We start from the raw sequence: 21,547 nt of genomic DNA, 5'->3' as shown, positions 1-21,547 counted from the left end.
GACAGAGGGGTCTTCTCGTGACATCGGTGACCGCGACGAAGCGGTCCGGACCGGACGACCCGCACGGCGGGCACAGTGGACGGGACGGACACGGCGGACAGGGAGGACGGCCGCGGAGGTCCTGGCGGCCGGGCCCCTCCGGGCCGCCGCCCCGGGGCAAGGCGTTCGGGGACCGGGCCGCCTGGTTCCTGGTCCTGCCCGCGCTCATCCCGATCCTGATCCTCAGCGTCGGACCGCTCCTCTACGGCATCGCGCTCGCCTTCACCGACGCCCAGTCCGGCCGGACCCGCTCCACCCAGTGGATCGGCACCCTGAACTTCCAGGACCTGCTGCACGACACCCTGTTCTGGGACTCGTTCCGGATCGGCCTGGTCTGGGCCGTCGGCGTCACCGTCCCCCAGTTCCTCCTGGCCCTCGGCCTCGCCCTGCTGCTCAACCAGAACCTGCGGCTGCGCTGGCTCGCCCGGGCGCTGGCGATCGTCCCCTGGGCGATGCCCGAGGTCGTCGTCGGCATCATGTGGCGGCTCGTCTACAACCCGGACGCCGGCATCCTCAACGAGACCATCCGCGATCTCGGACTCGGCGACGGGCGGGACTGGCTGACCGGTCTCGCCACCGCGCTGCCCGCCGTGATCCTCGTCGGCATCTGGGCCGGCATGCCGCAGACCACCGTGGCCCTGCTCGCCGGGCTCCAGAACACCCCGCGCGAACTCCACGAGGCGGCCGCCCTGGACGGCGCGGGCGCCTGGCGCCGGTTCCGTACGGTCACCTGGCCCGCGATCAAGCCCATCGCGCTCGCGATCTCCGCGCTCAACCTGATCTGGAACTTCAACTCCTTCGCCCTGGTCTACGTCCTGACCAGCGGCGGACCCGGCGGCCGGACCCGGCTGCCGATGCTCTTCGCCTACGAGGAGGCCTTCCGCTACGGGCAGTTCGGCTACGCCGCGGCGATGGGCTGCGTGATGGTCGCGGTGATCTCCGTACTCCTCGCCGTCTATCTCGTCGGCCGGCTCAGGGGAGGTGAGGACCGATGAGGCGCGGAGCCGACGCCCGTGAGTCCACCGGGCTGCGTACCGGCCGGGCCGCGCGCACCGGGCAGTATCTGGCCCTCCTGGCGTATCTGGTCTTCCTCGCGTTCCCGTTCGTGTGGCTGATCTCGACCGCCTTCAAACCCGCCCGCGAACTGGGCTCGCTGCACCCCACCTGGATTCCCGAGAACCCCACCCTGGACAACTTCCGGCAGGCCTTCGACGAGCAGCCGTTGCTCCAGGCCGCGGGCAACTCGCTGGTCGCCGCCGTCTCCGCCGCGTTGATCGCCGTCGTGATCGCCACCCCGATGGCCTATGTGATGGCCCGCCACCGGGGCCGCCTCGCCACCGCGGCGACCGGCTGGGTCGTGGTCAGCCAGGCGTTCCCGTTCGTCCTGGTGATCATCCCGCTCTTCCTGATCCTGAAGAACCTGCATCTGATCAACACCCTGTGGGGGCTGATCCTCGTCTACGTCGTCTGGTCGCTGCCCTTCGCGTTGTGGATGCTCGCCGGGTACGTGCGTGCCGTGCCCACCGAGCTGGAGGAGGCCGCCGCCGTGGACGGCGCGGGCCGCGTCCGTACCCTCGTCTCGGTCGTCGCCCCGTTGCTCGCCCCCGGCATCGTCGCCACGGCGCTGTTCGCGTTCATCACCGCGTGGAACGAGTTCTTCTTCGCGCTCGTCCTGCTCAAGACCCCGGAGAAGCAGACCTTGCCGGTCGTCCTCACCCACTTCCTCGGCGCGGAGGGCGTGGCCGACCTCGGACCGCTCGCCGCCGCCGCGTTCCTCGCCACCCTCCCCTCTCTCGTGCTCTTCGCCTTCATCCAGCGGCGGATCACCGGCGGGATGACGGCCGGGGCGGTGAAGCACTGATGCGCGCCACTCTCCGGCGGGCGGCCACCGCCGTCGCCGTCCTGGCCCTGCTGGTCACCGGCTGCTCCGGCGGCGACGGTGACGGGCGGGACGCGGACGGCACGATCCGGCTCCGCTTCCAGTCGCTGGCCTGGCAGAAGGAGTCCGTCGACGCCAACAAGCAGTTGGTGAAGGAGTGGAACGCCGCCCACCCCGACGTCCAGGTGGAGTACGTCCAGGGCAGCTGGGACAGCGTCCACGACCAGCTCCTCACCTCCTTCGAGGGCGGCGAGGCCCCCGACATCATCCACGACGCCTCCGACGACCTGGCCGACTTCGCGTACGGGGGCTACCTCGCCGATCTGCGCCCTCTCCTGCCCACCCGGCTCAAGGCGGACATCCCCGAACAGTCCTGGCGCACCACCACGTTCGGCGAGGGTGTCCACGGGGTGCCCTTCCTCCAGGAGCCCCGGGTCCTGATCGCCAGCACGAAGCTGCTGAAGGCCTCGGGCGCGCGCATCCCGACCCCGGAGCGCCCCTGGAGCTGGGAGGAGTTCCGGCAGGTGACGAAGGAGCTGACGGGGAAGGGGCGGTACGGGATCGCCTGGCCGCTGAAGGAGCCGGTCTCCGTCACCCTCAACCTGGGCCTGTCCGGGGGCGGACAGCTCTTCCACCGCGACGGTGACGGCAAGGCGGTCCTGCGCTTCGAACCGGGCGACGGCGTGGTCACCGGCACCATCCACGACCAGGTCAACACCGATGGCAGCGCGGCCCGCAGCGCGCTGGGCATGGGCGGTTCGGACGCGCTGCCCGGGTTCTTCGGCGGCAAGTACGCGATGCTGCCGCTCGGCTTCTCCTACCGCCAGCAGATCATCCAGCAGGCCCCCGAAGGGTTCGACTGGACGGTCCTGCCGATGCCCGCGGGCGCGGGCGGCGCGGTCCAGGGCGTGAGCCCGCAGACGCTGTCGGTCGCCGAGGAGAGCCCGCACAAGAAGGAGGCCGTCGCGTTCATCGACTTCCTGCTGCGCCCCGCGAACATGGTGCGCCTCGCCCGGGGCGACTGGATGCTGCCCACCGGGACCGAGGCGCTGGCCGATCCGTCGCTGCGCTCCGCCGAGCACGGGTGGGCCGTCGGCGCCGCGCTCGCCGAAGGGCTGCGGCCGGCGCCCGCCCAGTCGGTGCGCGGCTATCCCGAGTGGAAGGACAAGGTGGCGACCCCCGCGTACCAGGAGTTCTACAGCGGCGCGATCGATACCGACGAGCTGAGCAAGAGGCTGGTGGAGGACGGGAATCGGGTGCTGGCCCGCTACCAGCGCTGATCCCGAGCGGATCCGCCCACAGGAAGAAGTTGCACGAGACGTCTCGTCTCGTTTAGAGTCACCGGCATGACGGAATCCCCGCGTGCCCACATCGCCATGTTCTCCATCGCCGCCCACGGACATGTGAACCCGAGCCTCGACGTGATCCGCGAGCTCGTCGACCGTGGACACCGTGTCAGCTACGCCATCCCCACCTCCTTCGCGGAGAAGGTCGCCGCCACCGGCGCCGAGCCGGTGATCTGGACCTCGACCCTGCCGACCGACGACGACCCCGACGCCTGGGGGACGGAGCTGATCGACAACATCGAACCCTTCCTCGCCGACGCCATCCAGGCCCTCCCGCAGCTCGCGGAGGCCTTCGCGGGCGACGAGCCCGACCTCGTCCTGCACGACATCACCTCCTATCCCGCCCGCGTCCTCGCCCACCGCTGGGGCGTCCCCGCCGTCTCCCTCTGGCCCAACCTGGTCCCCTGGGAGGGGTACGAGCAGGAGGTCGGCGAGCCGATGACCGCCGAGCTGAAGCAGACCGAGCGCGGCAAGGCGTACTACGCGCGCTTCGACGGCTGGCTCGCCGAGAACGGCCTCGGTCATGTCCCCAGCGACGACTTCGTGGCCCGCCCCCGCCGCGGCCTCGTCCTGATCCCCGAGGCGCTCCAGCCGAACGCGGACCGGGTGGACCGCGAGATGTACACCTTCGTCGGCGCCTGCCAGGGCGACCGCGCGGACCAGGGGGAGTGGCAGCGGCCCGCCGACGCCGAGAAGGTGCTGCTGGTCTCGCTCGGCTCCTCGTTCACCAAGCAGCCCGCCTTCTACCGCGAGTGCCTCGCGGCCTTCGGTGACCTGCCCGGCTGGCATGTGGTGCTCCAGATCGGCGCGCACGTCGACCCCGCCGAACTCGGTGACGTACCGGGGAATGTGGAGGTGCGCTCCTGGGTGCCGCAGCTGGCCGTCCTCAAGCAGGCCGACGCCTTCATCACCCACGCAGGTGCGGGCGGCAGCCAGGAGGGGCTCGCCACGGGCACCCCGATGGTCGCCGTGCCGCAGGCTGTCGACCAGTTCGGCAACGCGGACATGCTCCAGTCCCTGGGGGTGGCCCGGCATCTGCCGATGGAGGAAGCGAACGCCGCGAGTCTGCGCGAGGCGGTGCTCGCCTTGGTGGAGGATCCCGAAGTGGCCGCCCGGTGCGCGCGCCTGAGCGAGCAGATGGCGGGGGAGGGCGGCACGCCGAGGGCCGCGGACCTCATCGAGGCGGAGCTGTCGCGCTGAGCGGATCCGCCTGACTGATATCCGGACGTTCTCCGTCCCGCCCCGACCGCCGCGACCTGCGGTTACCCGGGGCGGGACGCTTCTGTTACGGCTCCGTGAACCCGATATCGCGGCGGGGGCGGTCGGCGCATCTGCACGCACGCCCTTGCGATTTCACACCCGGGACCGGGCGTTCACCCCTCTTGCGCACACCTTCACGGGTCTTCACATGTCTTCACGCATGGTCACTCCTGCCCCAGAGGGCATGAGGCGGCCGCGGGTGGCGGTCGGGCGAGGAGTGTCCGATGCCTCAAGTGCCGCTCTGAACAGGCGGAATGCAAGGGGAGAGGGCCTTCACGGGGTGGTCACGGAATCGTCGATTCCGGCGAGGTAACTGCTCGACCGGCCGCCACGGCCGTGGTGACCAGCCATGGCCGATTTCTTATTACGAAACCTTGTTGAGCAAGTCACACCTCCATGAGGGTCTTGATCTGCGCTCGTCAATCGGTCAAGGTTTCGACCCAACCCCCGGAGATCTTCCGGCCGAGGGTCAATCCCCCCACAAAGAATGACGAGGAGAACCCTCTCCATGGCCAAGCACCAGCGCACCCGTCGCATCAAGCTCACCGCCGCGATCACCGCCGTGGCGGCCGCCGCCGGAGTCACCCTTCTCGGAACCTCGTTCGCGGGAGCCGCACCGGCCCCCATGGGCACGGTCTACGGCGCGGACGCCGCGACCGCCGTCTCCGGCAGCTACATCGTCATGCTGGACGAGAAGAAGGCCGACAAGTCCGAGCTCGCCAAGGAGTACGGCGGCAAGCTCAAGCGCAACTACGACTCCAGCATCAACGGCTTCTCCGCCAGCGGCCTTTCGGAGACCGAGGCCAAGCGCCTCGCCGCCGACCCGGCCGTCGCGAAGGTGGTGCAGAACAAGAAGTTCAGCATCAACGCCACCCAGGAGAACCCGCCGTCGTGGGGTCTGGACCGCATCGACCAGACCGAGACCGCCGGTGACAAGGCGTACAACTACCCCGACGCCGCGGGCGAGGGCGTCACCGCGTACGTCATCGACACCGGTGTCCGCGTCACCCACGAGGACTTCGAGGGCCGCGCCACCTCCGGCTTCGACGCCATCGACAACGACGACGACGCCGACGACGGCAACGGGCACGGCACCCACGTGGCGGGCACCATAGCCGGGGCCGCGCACGGCGTCGCCAAGAAGGCGAACATCGTGGCCGTCCGCGTCCTGGACGACAACGGCTCGGGCACCACCGAGCAGGTCATCGCCGGGATCGACTGGGTCGCCGCCAACGCCAAGGGCCCGTCCGTCGCCAACATGAGCCTCGGCGGCGGGGCCGACCCGGCCCTCGACGAGGCGGTCCAGAAGGCCATCGCCGCGGGCATCACCTTCGGTGTGGCCGCCGGCAACGAGTCCAGCGACGCCGGCCAGGGCTCGCCCTCCCGCGTCCCCGAGGCGATCACCGTCGCCTCGTCCACGGAGGCCGACGAGCAGTCGGACTTCTCCAACTTCGGTTCGGTCGTCGACATCTACGCCCCGGGCTCGGACATCACGTCCACCTGGAACGACAGCGACAGCGGCACCAACACCATCTCCGGTACGTCCATGGCCACCCCGCACGTCGTCGGCGCGGCCGCCGTCTACCTGGCGGGCCACCAGGACGCCACCCCGGAGGCCGTCGCCACGGCGCTCACCGAGGGAGCCACCCCGGACGCCATCACCAACGCCACCGAGGGCACGGCGAACAAGCTCCTCAAGGTCGTCGAGTAACACCCCGGCCAGTACCCCGGTTCCGACCGGATGCCGGGCGGCGGTGGTCACACACCCCGCCGCCCGGCCACCATCCGCACAGCAGCCGCCGCGCTCGCCCCCACGGGGCGCGGCGGCTGCGGCGTGTCCGGGGATGCGCTCTAGGGTGGGTCGCCATGACGACGTATGCGGCGCTCCTGCGCGGGATCAACGTGGGCGGCAGCAAGAAGGTCCCGATGCCCGAACTGCGCGATGTGCTCGCCGGACTGGGGCACACCGGCATCGCCACGCATCTGCAGAGCGGCAACGCCGTCTTCCGCAGCGACAGCGAGGACGCCGACGCCCTCGGCGCAGCCCTGGAGCAGGCCCTGCGGGAGCGGTTCGGGTTCGCCGTCGACTGCCTCGTCCGCGACGCCGCGTATCTCGCGGCCGTCGCCGACGCCTGCCCCTTCCCCGCCGCCGAGCTGGAGGGCAAGCAGCTCCACGTCACCTACGTCGACCAGCCCCTGGACCCCGAACGCTTCGCGGACCTGGACGCGGAGGCGTTCCTGCCGGAGGAGTTCCGGCTCGGCGACCGCTGCGTGTACCTGTACGCCCCCGACGGCCTCGGCCGCTCCAAGCTGGCCGTCGAGCTGGGCCGCCCCCGCCATGTGAAAGGCATCGTCGCCACCACCCGTAACTGGAACACCGTGGCGAAACTGGTGGAGCTGACCCGGGACTGACCCCCGGCTCAGCCCGCCCGGCAGAACGTGTCCTTCCCGGGCATCTTCCCGTCGACGAGGTAGCGGGTGGTGGTGTTCAGCGCGCAGGGATTGTCGCCGTACACATAGACCCCGTGACCGCTGTCGTCCACGCTGACCAGCCGGGACCGGTCCGCGAACTTCTTCCGCAGCAGCTTCCCGCCGACGTGCGGGGTCGGCACGTCGCGCAGGTTCTGGACGAGCAGGATGTTGCGCGGCCCCTCGTCGTCGATCGCCACCGGCTTCTCGGCCGGGGGGTACGGCCAGGAGGCGCACGGCATGATGTTGGCCGTGGCGGCCCCGAACATCGGGTAGCGCGCACGGTCCTCGGCGACCCCCTTGCGGTAGGTGTCCACGCTCGTGGGCCACGCGATGTCGTTGCAGCTCACGGCCAGGAAGACGGAGAGCTGGTTGTCCAGCGAAGGCGGGGTGTCCGCCGCCCGGCCGCCGGCGTCCGCCACGCGCACGGACGCGGTGTCACCGCTCTTCAGCGCCTGCCAGTGCTGGGCCAGCTTGGCGTACTGCACCTCCTTGAACAGGTAGCCGAAGGTGAGCTGGCGCAGCACGTTGCCGTCGAAGCCGTCGACCGGCTTCTCGTCGAGCCGTTCCGCGAGGGTGAAGTAGGTGCGGCGGACCTCGGCGGGGGTCCGGCCGAGACCGTAGCTGTCGTGACGGGCGGCCGCCCACCGGGCGAAGTCGGGGAACGTCTGCTCCACCCCGAGCGCGTAGCGGCGCATACCGTCACGGTCGAGGTGGGTGTCGCCGATGTTGCTGTCCAGCACGATGCGGTCGGAGCGCTCGGGGAACATCGACGCGTAGGCGGCCCCGAGCGCCGTGCCGTAGGAGTAGCCCAGGAAGCTGGTCTTCTCCTCCCCGAGAGCCGTCCGGATGCGGTCCAGGTCGCGGGCGGTGTTGGCCGTGGTCAGGTGGGGCAGCACCCCGTCCTTGTCGCGCCGCGCGCACTGCTCGGCCACCTCCTTCACCACCTTCGCCCGCGCGGTGACCGCCGCGTCGTCGACCGCGTACGGCGGGATGTTGGCGAAGTAGGGGCCCTCCGGGGTGAATCCGCAGGCCACCGGTGCCGAGCGTCCGATACCCCGGGTGTCCATGCCGATCACGTCGTAGGTGTCCAGCACCTCGGAGGGGATGCCCCGGTTCGCCAGGAACGCGGGCTGCGACAGCCCCGAGCCGCCGGGGCCGCCCGGGTTGAGCATCAGCGTGCCGCGCCGCTTGTCCGGGTTCGTGCTCGCCAGCCGGGAGATCATCAGCTCGATCCGGTCGCCGCCCGGGTCGGCGTAGTCCTTCGGTACGGGGACGGTGCCGCACTCCAGGACGACCGGCGCCGCCTCGGCCGCCACGTCCTCGGGGCAGGCGCCCCACCGTACGGTCGGTCCCTCCTTCTCCTCGGCGCCCGCCGGTCCCGCGACGAGCGACCCGCTCAGGCCGAGGCCGAGGGCGACCGCCAGGGCCGCGCTCCGCCGGATACCGCGTCCTCGTGTCATATCCGCATCTCCCCATGGGCTGAAGGTGGTTGACCGCGCCCATCGCACTCCGTGCCCCAAGGGCACAGTCAAGCCCGACCCGCGCGAGGTGATCCGTGGCGGCCGGGGGGCAGGGGAGAGGCAGGGGCCCCTCCCGGTGACGGAACCCCGGAAAGGGACTCCCATGACATGGAGCACGCGTCAGCTGGCGGAACTCGCGGGCACGACGCTCAAGACGGTCCGGCACTACCACAAGCTGGGTCTGCTGGAGGAGCCGGAGCGCGCTCCGAGCGGCTACAAGCGGTACGACGTACGGCACCTGGTCCGGCTGATGGGCATCCGCCGGCTGACCGACCTCGGCGTGCCGCTCTCCGACATCCCCACGGTGGCCGCCGCCGACGCGCGGTCGACGGAGACCCTCCGCGCCCTGGACGCCGAACTCGCGGCGAACATCGAGCGCCAGCAGCACATGCGCCGCCAACTGGCCGCGATCCTGGAGGACGGGGCCTCGCTCGACCTGCCCGCGGACTTCGGGGCCGCCGCCGCCACGCTGCCCCGGGCCCAGCAGGACCTCCTGGTGGCGTATTCGAGCGTCCTCACGCCGACGGCGATGTCCGTCATCCGGGACCAGTACACGCGCCCCCGGGACGAGGTCGCCGAGGAGTTCGAGCAGCTGCCGGCCGACGCCCCCGAGGACGTGCGCCGCAGACTGGCGGCGCACCTGGCGGCCGAGGTCCGGGCCCAGCGGGCGGACCACTCCTTCATCACGGACCTGGACGCCGCGTCCCGGCGGAACGGGAAGCTCACCCGGTCCGTCGTCACGCAGGCCCTGATCACGTTCTACAACGAGGCCCAGCTCGATGTCCTGCGCCATCTGCACGACCTGCTCGAACAGGAGGAGGCGGACGGCGGCGCGGACGGGGGCGGCCGGGTCGGCCGGGACGGCAAAGGCGAGCAGGATCACGGCGGCGATCACGACCCGCCCCGGGGCACCCCCGGCGCGACAGGTTAGCCTTGCCTTCGTTTGGCCGGAGGCAGGTGGCCTGAAATCCCCCCTCCGCTGTTCGTAGACATGCTGAGGAGCAGGTGAGTGGGGGCTGACAGCGCCGGGCGTGGCGTCATACGCCGTGCTGTCGCGGGACAGCGTCGGGACGTGACCGTCGGATCGGTCCTGGGCGCCTGCCATCAGATCGGCGAGGCGCTCGTCCCCGTACTCATCGGGCTGATCGTCGACCGCGCCGTGGTGCGGCCCGACGGGGGAGCGCTGGCGATCTGGCTGGTGGTCCTCGCCGTCGTCTACACCCTGCTCTCCTTCGGCTTCCGCTTCGGCGCCCGCGCCGGTGAACGCGCCGCCGAACAGGCCGCCCACCAGCTCCGCCTGGACGTCGTCCGCCGGGTCCTCGCCCCGCACGGGGGCGCGGAGGCCGGCCGTCCGCCCGGCGCGCTGGTGAACGTGGCCACCGAGGACGCCCGCCGCGTAGGGGCCGTCAACATGGCCCTGACCCTCGGCATCGCCGCGGTCGTCGGCGTCGTCGCGGGCGCGGTGCTCCTGCTCCGCGCCTCCCTGCCCCTCGGGCTCCTCGTCCTGATCGGCGCCCCGGTCCTGATGGCGCTCGGCCACTTCCTGGCCCGGCCCCTGGAACACCGCAGCGAGGCCGAACAGGAACAGGCCGCCCACGCCTCCGGGGTGGCCGCCGACCTCGTCGCCGGGGTCCGGGTGCTCAAGGGCCTGCGGGCCGAGCGCGCCGCCGTCGACCGCTACCGCGCCACCAGCCAGGCCTCCCGCGACGCCAATGTGCGCGCCGCCCGCGCCGCCGCCCTCCAGACCGGCCTGATGCTCACGCTGACCGGCTCGTTCATCGCGCTCGTCGCCCTCGTCGGCGGCCGCCTGGTCCTCAGCGACTCCATCGGCCTCGGCGCCCTCGTCTCCGCCGTCGGCCTCGCCCTCTTCCTGCCGGGACCGATCAGCGTGCTGGCCTGGGTCGGCGCCGAACTGGCCAAGGGCCGTGCCTCCGCCGCCCGGATCGCCGACGTGCTGGCCGCCCCGGGCGAGACGACCGGCGGCACCGCTGAACCGGCCGCCCCCGCCCCCGGCGAACTGCGCCTGAACGGACTCGGCCACGCCGGACTCGACGCCCTCGACCTGACCGTCCGCCCCGGCGAACACCTCGGCATCGTCGTCACCGACCCGGCCGACGCCGCCACCCTTCTGCACTGTCTGGCCCGCCGCTGCGACCCGGAGCGGGGCAGCGTCGAACTCGACGGCGTCCCCCTCACCGAACTGGCCCCCGCCGCCCTGCGCTCCGCGCTCCTCGTCGCCGAGCACGACGCCCAGCTCTTCGACGGCACCCTCCTGGAGAACGTCACCGCCGCCGCCCCCGACGGGAGCGACCCGCGCGCCGCCATGGACGCCGCCGCCGTCGACGAGGTGGCCTCCGCCCTGGCCGGCGGCACCGGCGGCCGGATCGGCGAGCGCGGCAGCTCGCTCTCCGGCGGCCAGCGCCAGCGCGTCGCCCTGGCCCGCGCACTCGCCGCCGACCGCGGCGTCCTCGTCGTCCACGACCCCACCACCGCGGTCGACGCCGCCACCGAGGCCCGGATCGCCGCCGGCATCCGGCGCGCCCGCACCGGCCGCACCACCGTCCTGGTCACCAGCAGCCCCGCCCTGCTCGCCGCCACCGACCGCGTCGTCCTCGTCGACGGCGGCACGATCACCGCCGAGGCCCCGCACGAGGACCTCGTACGCGACCATCCCGTCTACCGCACGGCGGTGCTCACATGACCACGGACTCGCCCACGCCGGACACCGGCCCCGAGCTGCTCCCCATCGCCACCACCGCCCGCACCCGGGCCGCCCTGCGCACGCTGATCCGCCCCGACCGGGGCCTCGCCCTGACCGGCATCGGCATCCTGGTCGCGGCCACCGCCGTCGGCCTCCTCGTCCAGCCGCTGCTGGGCCGGATCGTCGACATCGTCGCCGACGGCCGCCCCGCCGGGGACCTGACCCTCCCGGTCGTCCTCCTCGTCGCGGTCGCCGTCGTCCAGGGCCTCACCACCACGCTCGGGCTCACCCGGATCGCCCGGCTCGGCGAGACCGTACTGGCCCGGCTGCGTGAGCGGTTCGTCGAACGCGCCCTGAACCTCCCCGCCGACCGGCTGGAACGCGCCGGGGCCGGCGACCTCACCGCCCGCGTCACCGGCGATGTCGCCCGGGTCGCCGAAGCCGTCCGCTCCGCGCTGCCCGAAATGGCCCGCTCCGTCCTCGCGATCGTCCTCACCCTCGGCGCGCTGGCCCTCCTGGACGTACGGTTCCTGCTCGCCGCGCTCCTCGCCGTCCCCGTCCAACTGCTCACCGCCCGCTGGTACGTACGCCGCGCCCTCACCCTGTACGCCGACCAGCGGGTCGCCAACGGGGCCCAGCAGCAACAGCTCCTGGAGACCATCGGCGGCGCCGTGACCGTACGCGGCCACCGGCTGGAGGAGCAGCACACCGAGCGCAGTGCCGGACGCTCGCGCAAGGCCGTCGACCTCACCATGCGCAGCGTCAACCTGGTGCTCGGCTTCTACGGGCGGCTGCACATCGCCGAGTACATCGGCCTGGCCGCCGTCCTGATCGCCGGATTCTGGCTGGTCCGCGACGGCGCGGTGTCGATCGGGACGGCCACCGCCGCCGCCCTCTACTTCCACAGCCTCTTCGGACCCGTCAACGCCGCCCTGGTGCTGCTCGACGACGCCCAGTCGGCGGCGGCCGGACTGGCCCGGCTGGTCGGCGTGACCGACCTCGCGGAGCAGCCGGAGCCGGCGGCCGGGGAGCCGGCGGCCGGAAAGGCTGAGGCCGGAAAGGCCGCGCCCGCCTCCGTACCGCGTCAGCGCATCGCTTCTTCCGAAGCCGCCGTCACCGTGCGCGCCGTCAGCCACGCCTACGGGCCCGGCCGCCCCGTCCTGCACGAGGTCTCCCTCACTCTGGAGCCCGGCGAGCACGTGGCGCTCGTCGGGACCAGCGGGGCCGGGAAGTCGACCCTCGCCCGGATCGTCGCGGGCGTCCAGCAGCCCACCTCGGGCTCGGTCACCGCACCGGCGGGCACTGGCTCCGCAGCTGCCGGCGTGGGCGAACACCCGGTCGTCCTGGTCACCCAGGAGGTCCACGTCTTCACCGGCACCCTCGCCGAGGACCTCCGGCTCGCCCGCCCCGATGCCTCCGACGCCGACCTGCGCACCGCCCTGGCCACGGTGCACGCCCTGGAATGGGCCGAGGCGCTCCCCGAGGGGCTCGCCACCGTCGTCGGCGAGGGCGGCCACCGCCTCGACCCCGCCCGCGCCCAGCAACTCGCCCTCGCCCGGCTCGTCCTGGCCGACCCCGCCCTCGCCGTCCTCGACGAGGCGACCGCCGAGGCGGGCAGCGCGGGCGCCCGGGTCCTCGAACGCTCCGCCGAGGCTGCCCTCGCCGGCCGCACCGCCCTGGTCGTCGCCCACCGTCTCACCCAGGCCGTCGCCGCCGACCGGGTCGTCGTGCTGGAGGCCGGCCGCGTCGTCGAGAGCGGCCCGCACGACGAACTGCGCGACGCGGACGGACCGTACGCCGCCCTCTGGCACGCCTGGTCCGGAAGCCGCACCACCGCACCGCACCCCTGACCCCACGCACCACCCGCCCCCCCCGCCCCGTCCCCGGCGAATGCCGACGCCCCCGAAGGAATCCGTCATGTTCCGCATGATCCAGCGCACCCGGCTGACCGCCGTGGCCGCGTCCGCCCTGCTGCTGTTCGGAGCCGCCGCCTGCGGGTCCGGCGAGAGCGACGACGAGGCGGCACCGTCCGGCGACAGTGCACCGAAGGGGGCCTTCCCGGTCACCCTCGACCACAAGTACGGCACCACCACCGTCAAGAAGGACCCGCAGCGCATCGTCACCGTCGGCCTCTCCGACCAGGACGCGGTCCTCGCCCTCGGCAAGGTGCCCGTCGGCACGACCGAGTGGTTCGGCGAGTTCAAGGGCGCCATCGGCCCGTGGGCCGAGAAGGCGCTCGGCGACAAGGCGCGCCCCACCGTCCTGCACGACGACGGCACCGGCCCGCAGGTCGAGAAGATCGCCTCGCTGCGCCCCGACCTGATCCTCGCGCTGTACTCGGGCCTCACCAAGGACCAGTACCGCACCCTCTCCAAGATCGCCCCGGTCGTCGCCCAGCCCAAGGAAGGCGCGGACTGGGGGATCTCCTGGCAGGACCAGACCACGCAGGTCGGCAAGGCCCTCGGCAAGAGCGACGAGGCGAAGGCGCTGGTCGCGAAGACCGAGAAGCACATCGCCGACGCCGCGGCCGCGCACCCCGAGTTCAAGGGCAAGACCGCCGTCATGGCGACGCCGTACGAGGGCATGTACGTCTACGGCCCGCAGGACAACCGCTCGCGCGTGCTGACCGGCCTCGGCTTCCAGCTTCCGACGGGCCTCGACAAGGTCGTCGGTGAGGCGTTCGGTGCCAACATCAGCAAGGAGCGCACCGACCTCCTCGACACGGACGCCGTCGCCTGGATCGTCACCGACCCGGCCAAGGACGCCAAGAAGCTCCACGCCGACCCGCTGTACGGCAAGCTCGACGCGGTCAAGGAGGGCCGTGAGGTCATGATCAAGGAGAGCAGCCACTTCGGCAGCGCCATCTCCTTCGTGACCCCGCTGAGCATCCCGTACACCGTCGACCGCCTGGTCCCGATGCTGTCGGCCGCCGTCGACGGCAAGACCGACACGAAGGTCGAGCACCCCGCGTCCTGACGCCTTTCCCCTTCCGGGCCGCCCCGCGTCGGCGGGGCGGCCGCCCACCCTCCCGTGAGGAACCGGACCGTGGAGCCAGCCCCGTGACCCGCCCCGCCCGATGGCGTCCCGCCCTGCTCGTGGCCGCGCTCGCCGCGCTGCTGGCCGTGCTCTGCCTGCTCTCGATCGGCCTCGGGGCGCTCAGCATCCCGCCCGGCGACGTGATCAAGGCCCTGACGGGACAGCCGACCGGCCCCCGGATCGAGGACGTCATCTGGTCCGTGCGCATCCCGCGTACGGCGCTGGGCCTGGCCGCCGGAGCGGCGCTCGGCCTCTCCGGCTGCGTGATGCAGGCCCTGACCCGCAACCCGCTGGCCGACCCCGGCATCCTCGGCGTCAGCGCCGGGGCCGCGTTCGCCATCGTCATCGCCGCCGGAGTCGCCGGGATCGGCTCGCTGTTCGGCTACATCTGGTTCGCCTTCGCCGGAGCCATGGCGGCCAGCGTCGTCGTCTATCTGCTGGGCCGGATGGGGCGTTCGGGGTCGACCCCGGTGAAGCTGGCCCTCGCCGGAGTCGCCGTCACCGCCGTGCTGTCCTCGCTGACCAGCGCCGTCGTCCTCACCGACCCGGCCGCGCTGGACCGCTTCCGGTTCTGGTCGGCCGGCTCGCTCGCCGACCAGGACGCCTCCACCGTGCTGCGGATCCTGCCCTTCCTCGGGCTCGGCTCCCTCCTCGCCCTGGCGAGCGCCCCCGCCCTCAACAGCCTCGCCCTCGGCGACGACGTGGCCGCGTCCCTCGGCCGCAAGCTCGGCCTCGTCCGCCTCCAGGGCGTCGTCGCCGTCACGCTGCTCACCGGGGCGGCCGTCGCCGTGATCGGGCCCGTCGTCTTCATCGGCCTGGTCGTCCCGCACGTCGCCCGGGTCCTCGCCCAGTACGCCGGACTCGGCCCCGACCACCGCTGGCTGCTGCCGCTCTCGGCCGCGCTCGCCGCGGGGCTGCTGCTCGGCGCGGACATCCTCGGCCGGGTGATCGCCCGCCCCGTCGAGGTACAGGCCGGGATCATCGTCGCTTTCATCGGCGGACCGTTCTTCATCGCCCTGGTCCGCCGACGTCGCCTCGCGGAGATCTGACCATGACACCGGACACCCCGCTTTCGAAGACCGCCGGGCCCGACGGGCCCACCGACACCGTGCCCGAGAAGACCACCGGGCTCACCAAGTCCACCGGGGCCACGGCGACCACCGGGCCGGGCAAGTCCGCCGGCACCACGGCGACCACCGGGCCCCGCGCGCCGCTCCCGAAGGGCGTCGCGCGCCCCTTCCGCCTCGCCTTCCCGCCGCTCTCCGGCACCCTGCGCCCCCGTCAGCTCGCCGTCACCGCGGGGCTCGCCGTCGCCGTGTTCGCGGCGCTGTGCTGGCACGTCTCCATCGGCGAGTACGGGATCCCGCTCGCCGACGTCGCCCGGGCGCTGACCGGCTCCGGGGACGCGGGGACCCTCCTCGTCGTCCAGGAACTGCGGCTGCCCCGCGCCATGACGGGCCTGCTGGCGGGCATCGCGTTCGGCATGTCCGGCGCGCTCCTCCAGACGATGACCCGCAACCCCCTGGCCAGCCCCGACATGATCGGCCTCACCCAGGGCGCCGGGACGGCCGTCGTCGCGGGCATCGTGCTCGGCTGGGACTTCGGCCTCGGCACCCAGGCGCTCGGTCTCTTCGGTGCCCTCGCCAGCGCCCTGATCGTCTACGGGCTCGCCTGGCGGCGCGGCACCACGGGCTACCGCATCATCCTCGTCGGCATCGGCGTCTCCTGGATCTGCCTCAGCGCCACCGACTACCTGCTCGCCCGGGGCGGCCGCTTCCAGGCCCAGGCCGCCCTCGGCTGGCTCGTCGGCAACCTCAACGGCCGTGACTGGCAACAGGCCGAGCCCCTTGCGTACGCCCTCGTCGTCCTGGTCCCCACCGCCCTGCTCATCGGCCGCCTCATGCGTACGCTGCAACTCGGCGACGACGTGGCCAAGGGGCTCGGCACCCGCGTCCAGACCGTCCGGCTCACTGTCCTGCTCACCGGTGTCGGTCTGGTCGCCTTCGCCACCGCGGCGGCCGGACCCGTGGCGTTCGTGGCGCTCGCCGCCCCGCAGATCGCCCAGCGGCTGTGCCGCACCGCCTGGCCGCCGCCGCTCGCCGCCGGACTCACCGGCGCTCTCGTCGTCCTCGCGTCCGACGTCCTCGCACGCGAACTGATCCCCGGCACCGAACTGCCCGTCGGGATCGTCACCGGAGTGCTCGGCGCCCCGGTGCTGCTCTGGCTGCTCATCCGCGTCAACCGCGCGGGCTCAGGAGGCTGACCGATGTCCACCGCCGAACCCGACCTGCGGGCCGAGGGCCTGCACCTGGGCTACGACGACCGAGCCGTCGTCAGCGGCCTCGACCTGGCCGTGCCGCCGGGCCGGATCACCGCCATCGTCGGCGCCAACGCCTGCGGCAAGTCGACCCTGCTGCGCGCCCTGGCCCGCCTCCTCGCCCCGCGCGACGGCGCGGTCAGCCTGGACGGACGGGCCCTGCACTCCATCCCCACCCGGGAGCTGGCCCAGCAGCTCGGCATCCTGCCGCAGTCGCCGGTCGCCCCCGACGGCCTCACCGTCATCGACCTGGTCAACCGGGGCCGCTCCCCGCACCAGACGTGGTGGCGGCAGTGGACCAAGGCGGACGAGCAGGCGGTGCACGACGCGCTCGCCGCCACCGGCACCACCGACCTCGCCGACCGGGCGGTCGACGAACTCTCCGGCGGTCAGCGCCAGCGCGCCTGGATCGCGATGGCCGTCGCCCAGGGCACCCCGGTCCTCCTTCTCGACGAGCCGACGACGTATCTCGACCTCGCCCACCAGATCGACGTGCTGGACCTCGTCGTCGACCTGAACCGGCGCGAGGGACGCACGATCGTCATGGTCCTGCACGACCTCAACCAGGCCTGCCGGTACGCGGACCACGTCATCGCGATGAAGAAGGGCGCCATCGTCGCCGAGGGCGCCCCCTCCGACGTGATCACCGCCGAGACGGTCGAGGACGTCTTCGGCCTGCGCTGCCAGGTGACCACGGACCCGGTCAGCCGCACCCCGCTGGTGATCCCGGTCGGCCGTCACCACACCCCGGAGCCGGAGTCCGAGGAGCCGGCCAAGACCCTCGGCTGACGGGCCGGACACCCGCGAGTGGCCCACCGGATCAGCGGCGGATTGGCCCGGGAGGCCACGCCACTCGCTGCCTAGGCTGAGGCGTATGAGCACACAGCACCCCGCCACCGGACCCGTCGCCCGCACCACGGTCGACTTCTTCTTCGACCCCGCCTGCCCGTTCGCGTGGATCACCTCCCGCTGGATGCTGGAGGTGGAGCGGCACCGGGACATCGACCTGCGCTTCCGCCCCATGAGCCTCTACCTGCACAACGAGGGCAACGAACTGCCCGACGGGTACCGCGAGCTCGTCGACAAGTCGATCGGCCCCGTCCGGGTGGCCGTCGCCGTGGCGGCCGCCCACGGCGACGGAGTCCTGCGGGACCTGTACACCGCGCTCGGCACCCGCATCCACCGGCACAAGGAGGAGGACTTCGACGCCGTGATCGCCGCCTCCCTGGCCGAACTGGACCTGCCCGCCGCCCTGGCGGAAGCGGCCCACTCCACGGCGTACGACACCGAGGTCGCCCGCCACCACGACGCGGGCAAGGACCCGGAGCAGGACGCGTACGTGGGAACGCCGACGATCCACGTCGACGGCACGGTCTGGTTCGGCCCGGTCCTCAACGCGATCCCGCGCGGCGAGAAGGCGGCCGAACTCTTCGACAGCTTCCGGGTCCTGGCGAACCACCCGGGCTTCTTCGAACTCAAGCGCGCCCGGTCCGGCGGGCTGTCCTACGACTGAGACGCCGCTGAGGCGAAGGTCAGCGCGCGGTGACCGAGTACGCGGCGAGCGGACGGTTGCCGCGCTCCACGGCAACGGCCCGCAGGACGTCGGCCTGGCTGAGGACGAGGCGGCGCACCGGCTCGGGCAGCGACGCCAGATGCTCCTCCGCTCCGACCAGGTCGAGACAGGCCGCGACCTCCCAGTCGCCGTCCTGAAGACCTTCGGTGTCGACCGGCTCGCTTCCCTCGGCCGCCCAGCCGGCCTCGGGCAGGAGCCGCAGCAACTCCTCGCGGGAGAAGGGCGTGCGCACATTGCCCTGGCCACGTGAACCGGCGGCCTCGATCTGCCCCTGGATCAGCACCGCGAGGAGATGGGCCAACTGGTCGCCGGACGTGGGCGTCACGTCCCACTCGGTGAACCACAAGTGCCCCGCCCACCGCCGTGCCCGGGCCAGAGTGTCCCGGAGCTGCCCGAGCGAGGCGAAGTACCAGGAACAGTGCGCGAGCACGACATGGTCGAAAGAGCCGGCGGGGAAGTCGACGGACGGGTCGAGGACGTCGGTGCCGAAACGGAAGTCGATGCGGGGTCCGAGAGGGCCCGCCGCGAGCCGGTCCGCCGATTCCCCGAGCGTGACCGGTGAGCCGTAGGAGGGGTCGGCCACATCGATGGCCACCACGCGCCCCTCGGGCCCGACCGCCTCCGCGAGGACAGCGGTCATGTCACCCTGACCGCAGCCCAGTTCCAGGACGGTCGAGCCGGGCGCGATGTCCCAGCTCGCCACGAGCGTGGCGCGGTGGCGGGTCTGGACGAGCTGGCCGTCCGGGCTGTGATCGGCGGCGGCCATGCCGGCCGCGAGCGAAGGAGCCTTGGCGGGGAGATCGGAGTGCTTCACGGAGTCCTTGGTGTACGCGACGGGCCGGTGCGGCCCGATGGTACGAAACGTACGGGCAGGGCGCCTCCCGGTTTCCCCGGCACTCCCCGGTGCCGCGGCACGCCCGGCCCTCACGCCGACAGCGACGCCCCCACCGGCACCCGCGCCTCGTCGAACCGGTTCAGCAGCAGCCGTGCCAACTCCGGGGCGGGGCCCAGCACATCGGCCAGGACGTCCGCGCCGGCAGCCTCGGCGCCCGCCGCGATGCGGTCGGGGAGCCGGCCGGGCGCGATGACGTACGGGGCCACCGCCACCCGCTCCACGCCCTCGGCGCGCAGTTCCCGTACCACGTCCTCGGTACGGGGAAGGAGTGCGGAGGCGAACGCAGGCCGCACGGCGCACCAACCGGTGTGCCGCAGCTCCCGCGCGATTTCAGCGATCACTGCGATCGCCTCCGGGTCTGAGGATCCCGCCGACGCCAGGACGAGCCCGGTCCGGGGGAGATCGCCGGGACGGACCCCGGCCTCCCGCAGCCGCCGCCCCAGAGTGGCGTTGAGCAGCGGGGACGGACCGAGGACGTCGGCCTGCCGGATGTGCAGCCTCGGCAGCCGGGCGCGGGCCTCGCGCAGGACCGAGGGGATGTCGGTCTTGGCGTGGAACGCCCGGGTCAGCAGGAGGGGGAGGGCGACGACCTCGTCCGCCCCCTGTGCCGCCAGGCGCTCCAGCACCCGGGGCACCGACGGGGCGTTGAACTCCAGGAACGCCGTCTCCACCCGCAGTCCCGGCCGCTCGGCGCGGACCCGCTCGGTGAGCGCGTGCACGGTCGCGGCGTGCCGCGGGTCGCGGCTGCCGTGGGCGATGACGAGGAGCGTGGGATGCGTCATGGGAAGGCTCAGTTCTTGACGAGGAGACCGCGGCTGCGCAGCACCCACCGCTCCAGCGGACTGAAGATGAGCAGGTCGATGGCGATGCCGACGAACAGGATGAGCAGGATCGACAGGAAGATGCCGGGCATGTCGAAGTTGCTGCGGCCGTTCTCCAGCAACTGACCCAGTCCCAGGCCCAGTTCGGGCGACGAGGCGATGATCTCGGCGGCCATCAGGGAGCGCCAGGAGAACGCCCAGCCCTGCTTGAGACCCGCCAGATAGCCGGGCAGCGCCGCCGGGAGCACGATGTGCCAGGTCCCGCGCAGCCCGGTCGCGCCCAGCGTGCGGCCCGCCCGGAGGAACAGCGGCGGCACCTGGTCGACGCCGGAGACCAGACCGTTGGCGATCGAGGGCACCGCGCCCAGCAGGATCACCGCGAACATCATCTGGTCGTTCAGCCCGAGCCAGATCACCGCCGGGGCCACCCACGCCACCGAGGGCAGCGACTGGAGCCCGGACAGGATCGGGCCGATCGCGGCCCGGACCAGCTTCACCCGGGCGACCAGCAGCCCCAGCGGCGTACCGATCGCGACCGCCAGCAGGAAGCCGAACAGACCGCGCGAGACGCTGGTCCAGACGACCTCCAGCAGCGTGCCCGCCAGCCACATGTCCTTGGCGCTGTCCCACACCGCGGACGGCGGCGGCAGCTTGTACACCTCGGTGACCTCGGCGCGGACCAGCAGCTCCCAGACCACCAGGACCAGCGCCACCGCCACGACCGGCGGCAGCACCTTCTGCAGGAGCACCTCGCGCACCGGGGTGCGGCGGATCTGTACGGCGTCGAGCGCGTCGAGGCCGGCCTCCAGGCCCGCCAGGTCGTCGGGCTTCTTGTCGACCGGTCCGGCCGCCTCGTCCGGCCGCTTCCGGTCGGACGTGATGTCAGTGCTGGCCATGTCGGCGGATCTCCCCACGCAGTTCTTCGGTGATCTCGACGGACAGCTCCGCCACGGCGGTGTCCTCGATGCGGCGCGGCTGCTCGATGTCGACCGTCCACTCCCGGGCGATCCGGCCCGGCCGGGACGAGAGCAGAACGACGCGCTGCGCGAGCCGTACGGCCTCGCGCACGTTGTGGGTGACGAACAGGACCGAGGCGTTCGTCTCCCGCCAGATCCGGGTCAGCTCGTCGTGCAGCACATCGCGGGTGATGGCGTCCAGCGCCGCGAACGGCTCGTCCATCAGCAGCAGTTGGCTGTCCTGCGCGAGCGCCCGGGCCATCGCCACCCGCTGGCGCATACCGCCGGACAGCTCGTGCACCCGCTTGCCGTACGCCCCGCCGAGCCGGACCAGTTCGAGCAGCCGCTCCGCCTCGGTGCGGCGCTCCGACTTCGGCACCCCGCGCAGCCGCAGGGCCAGTTCGATGTTCTTGCCCGCGGTCAGCCACGGGAAGAGGGCGTGCTCCTGGAACATCAGGGCCGGCCGCCCGCCGGGGGTCTCGATGGACCCCTTCGACGGGCGGTCGAGTCCGGCCACCAGATTGAGCAGCGTCGACTTTCCGCACCCGGACGCTCCCAGGAGGGTGACGAACTCACCCGGAGCGACATCGAGGGTGATGTCGTCCAGCACGAGCTGCTGCCCCGTGGGTCCGGCGAAGGACTTCGAGACATGTGCGAGACGGGCTGCGTGCTCGACCGTCGTACGGTCCTCGGCCTTGGTGAGGGTAGGGGTCGCCATGGTCGTCACCTCCT

Annotated in this window: 18 protein-coding genes and 1 pseudogene; 14 read left to right on the top strand and 5 right to left on the bottom strand. The window is 72.5% G+C overall.

Annotated features, from left to right (window positions below; all coding sequences use genetic code 11):
- The first annotated feature begins 17 nt into the window (after positions 1-17).
- The 6 genes and pseudogenes from IE134_RS08035 (at position 18) to IE134_RS08010 (ending at position 6,936) form a co-directional block, all read left to right on the top strand.
- Entirely contained in the window at positions 18-1,034 is a 1,017-nt protein-coding gene (locus IE134_RS08035; RefSeq protein ID WP_189430042.1) for a carbohydrate ABC transporter permease, read from the top strand.
- Complete coding sequence (locus IE134_RS08030) at positions 1,031-1,900, top strand: carbohydrate ABC transporter permease (RefSeq protein ID WP_050513244.1); 870 nt, start codon at positions 1,031-1,033, stop codon at positions 1,898-1,900. Before IE134_RS08035 ends, IE134_RS08030 begins: the two co-directional genes overlap by 4 nt.
- On the top strand, positions 1,900-3,198 hold the full coding sequence (locus tag IE134_RS08025; protein WP_189430040.1) for an ABC transporter substrate-binding protein: 1,299 nt from the start codon (positions 1,900-1,902) through the stop codon (positions 3,196-3,198). Before IE134_RS08030 ends, IE134_RS08025 begins: the two co-directional genes overlap by 1 nt.
- Positions 3,198-4,464 (top strand): annotated as a pseudogene (gene mgt, locus IE134_RS08020) (macrolide-inactivating glycosyltransferase). The gene IE134_RS08025 and the pseudogene mgt overlap by 1 nt, the downstream one beginning before the upstream one ends.
- Before the next feature lie 568 nt (positions 4,465-5,032).
- A complete protein-coding gene (locus tag IE134_RS08015; protein WP_030709983.1) occupies positions 5,033-6,235 on the top strand; it encodes a S8 family peptidase in 1,203 nt (400 codons plus the stop codon).
- A 155-nt stretch (positions 6,236-6,390) separates the two neighbouring features.
- Positions 6,391-6,936 carry a DUF1697 domain-containing protein gene (locus IE134_RS08010; protein WP_189430036.1) on the top strand — a complete coding sequence of 182 codons (546 nt, stop codon included), beginning with the start codon at positions 6,391-6,393 and terminating at the stop codon, positions 6,934-6,936.
- Positions 6,937-6,944: 8 nt separating this feature from the next.
- Here the strand turns inward: IE134_RS08010 and IE134_RS08005 are convergent, their stop codons facing one another.
- Positions 6,945-8,456: an alpha/beta hydrolase gene (locus IE134_RS08005; RefSeq protein ID WP_189430034.1), complete on the bottom strand. Its 1,512-nt coding sequence runs from the start codon at positions 8,454-8,456 to the stop codon at positions 6,945-6,947.
- A 163-nt stretch (positions 8,457-8,619) separates the two neighbouring features.
- Between IE134_RS08005 and IE134_RS08000 the strand changes: the two genes are divergently transcribed.
- From IE134_RS08000 to IE134_RS07965, 8 genes are all read left to right on the top strand, one after another.
- On the top strand, positions 8,620-9,447 hold the full coding sequence (locus IE134_RS08000; protein WP_030709993.1) for a MerR family transcriptional regulator: 828 nt from the start codon (positions 8,620-8,622) through the stop codon (positions 9,445-9,447).
- 78 nt (positions 9,448-9,525) lie between these two features.
- Positions 9,526-11,217, top strand: a complete 1,692-nt coding sequence (locus IE134_RS07995; protein WP_189430032.1) for an ABC transporter ATP-binding protein — start codon at positions 9,526-9,528, stop codon at positions 11,215-11,217.
- On the top strand, positions 11,214-13,067 hold the full coding sequence (locus IE134_RS07990; RefSeq protein WP_189430031.1) for an ABC transporter ATP-binding protein: 1,854 nt from the start codon (positions 11,214-11,216) through the stop codon (positions 13,065-13,067). The genes IE134_RS07995 and IE134_RS07990 overlap by 4 nt, the downstream gene beginning before the upstream one ends.
- 67 nt (positions 13,068-13,134) lie before the next feature.
- Positions 13,135-14,193, top strand: coding sequence for an iron-siderophore ABC transporter substrate-binding protein (locus IE134_RS07985; RefSeq protein ID WP_030710002.1), 1,059 nt, complete (start codon positions 13,135-13,137; stop codon positions 14,191-14,193).
- 83 nt (positions 14,194-14,276) lie between these two features.
- Positions 14,277-15,302, top strand: coding sequence for a FecCD family ABC transporter permease (locus IE134_RS07980; RefSeq protein WP_189430030.1), 1,026 nt, complete (start codon positions 14,277-14,279; stop codon positions 15,300-15,302).
- A 2-nt stretch (positions 15,303-15,304) separates the two neighbouring features.
- The gene (locus IE134_RS07975) at positions 15,305-16,516 is read left to right on the top strand and encodes a FecCD family ABC transporter permease (RefSeq protein ID WP_229823426.1); all 1,212 of its coding nucleotides are present in this window, start codon (positions 15,305-15,307) and stop codon (positions 16,514-16,516) included.
- A gap of 3 nt (positions 16,517-16,519) precedes the next feature.
- The gene (locus IE134_RS07970; RefSeq protein WP_189430027.1) at positions 16,520-17,359 is read left to right on the top strand and encodes an ABC transporter ATP-binding protein; all 840 of its coding nucleotides are present in this window, start codon (positions 16,520-16,522) and stop codon (positions 17,357-17,359) included.
- A gap of 85 nt (positions 17,360-17,444) precedes the next feature.
- Positions 17,445-18,083 (top strand): mycothiol-dependent nitroreductase Rv2466c family protein, encoded by a 639-nt coding sequence (locus IE134_RS07965; protein ID WP_189430025.1) that lies wholly within the window; start codon positions 17,445-17,447, stop codon positions 18,081-18,083.
- A gap of 19 nt (positions 18,084-18,102) precedes the next feature.
- Here the strand turns inward: IE134_RS07965 and IE134_RS07960 are convergent, their stop codons facing one another.
- From IE134_RS07960 to IE134_RS07945, 4 genes are all read right to left on the bottom strand, one after another.
- Entirely contained in the window at positions 18,103-18,957 is an 855-nt protein-coding gene (locus tag IE134_RS07960; protein ID WP_189430023.1) for a class I SAM-dependent methyltransferase, read from the bottom strand.
- A gap of 110 nt (positions 18,958-19,067) precedes the next feature.
- Positions 19,068-19,820 (bottom strand): sirohydrochlorin chelatase, encoded by a 753-nt coding sequence (locus IE134_RS07955; RefSeq protein ID WP_030710009.1) that lies wholly within the window; start codon positions 19,818-19,820, stop codon positions 19,068-19,070.
- 8 nt (positions 19,821-19,828) lie between these two features.
- Positions 19,829-20,755 (bottom strand): ABC transporter permease, encoded by a 927-nt coding sequence (locus tag IE134_RS07950; protein ID WP_089116986.1) that lies wholly within the window; start codon positions 20,753-20,755, stop codon positions 19,829-19,831.
- Positions 20,742-21,533 (bottom strand): ABC transporter ATP-binding protein, encoded by a 792-nt coding sequence (locus tag IE134_RS07945; RefSeq protein ID WP_030710012.1) that lies wholly within the window; start codon positions 21,531-21,533, stop codon positions 20,742-20,744. The genes IE134_RS07950 and IE134_RS07945 overlap by 14 nt, the downstream gene beginning before the upstream one ends.
- Positions 21,534-21,547: the final 14 nt, after the last annotated feature.

It is taken from the genome of Streptomyces rubiginosohelvolus, assembly GCF_014649875.1.
Lineage (GTDB): Bacteria > Actinomycetota > Actinomycetes > Streptomycetales > Streptomycetaceae > Streptomyces > Streptomyces rubiginosohelvolus.
The sequence above is the reverse complement of the archived record's forward strand: the minus strand, read 5'-3'. Positions and strand labels throughout refer to the sequence as shown.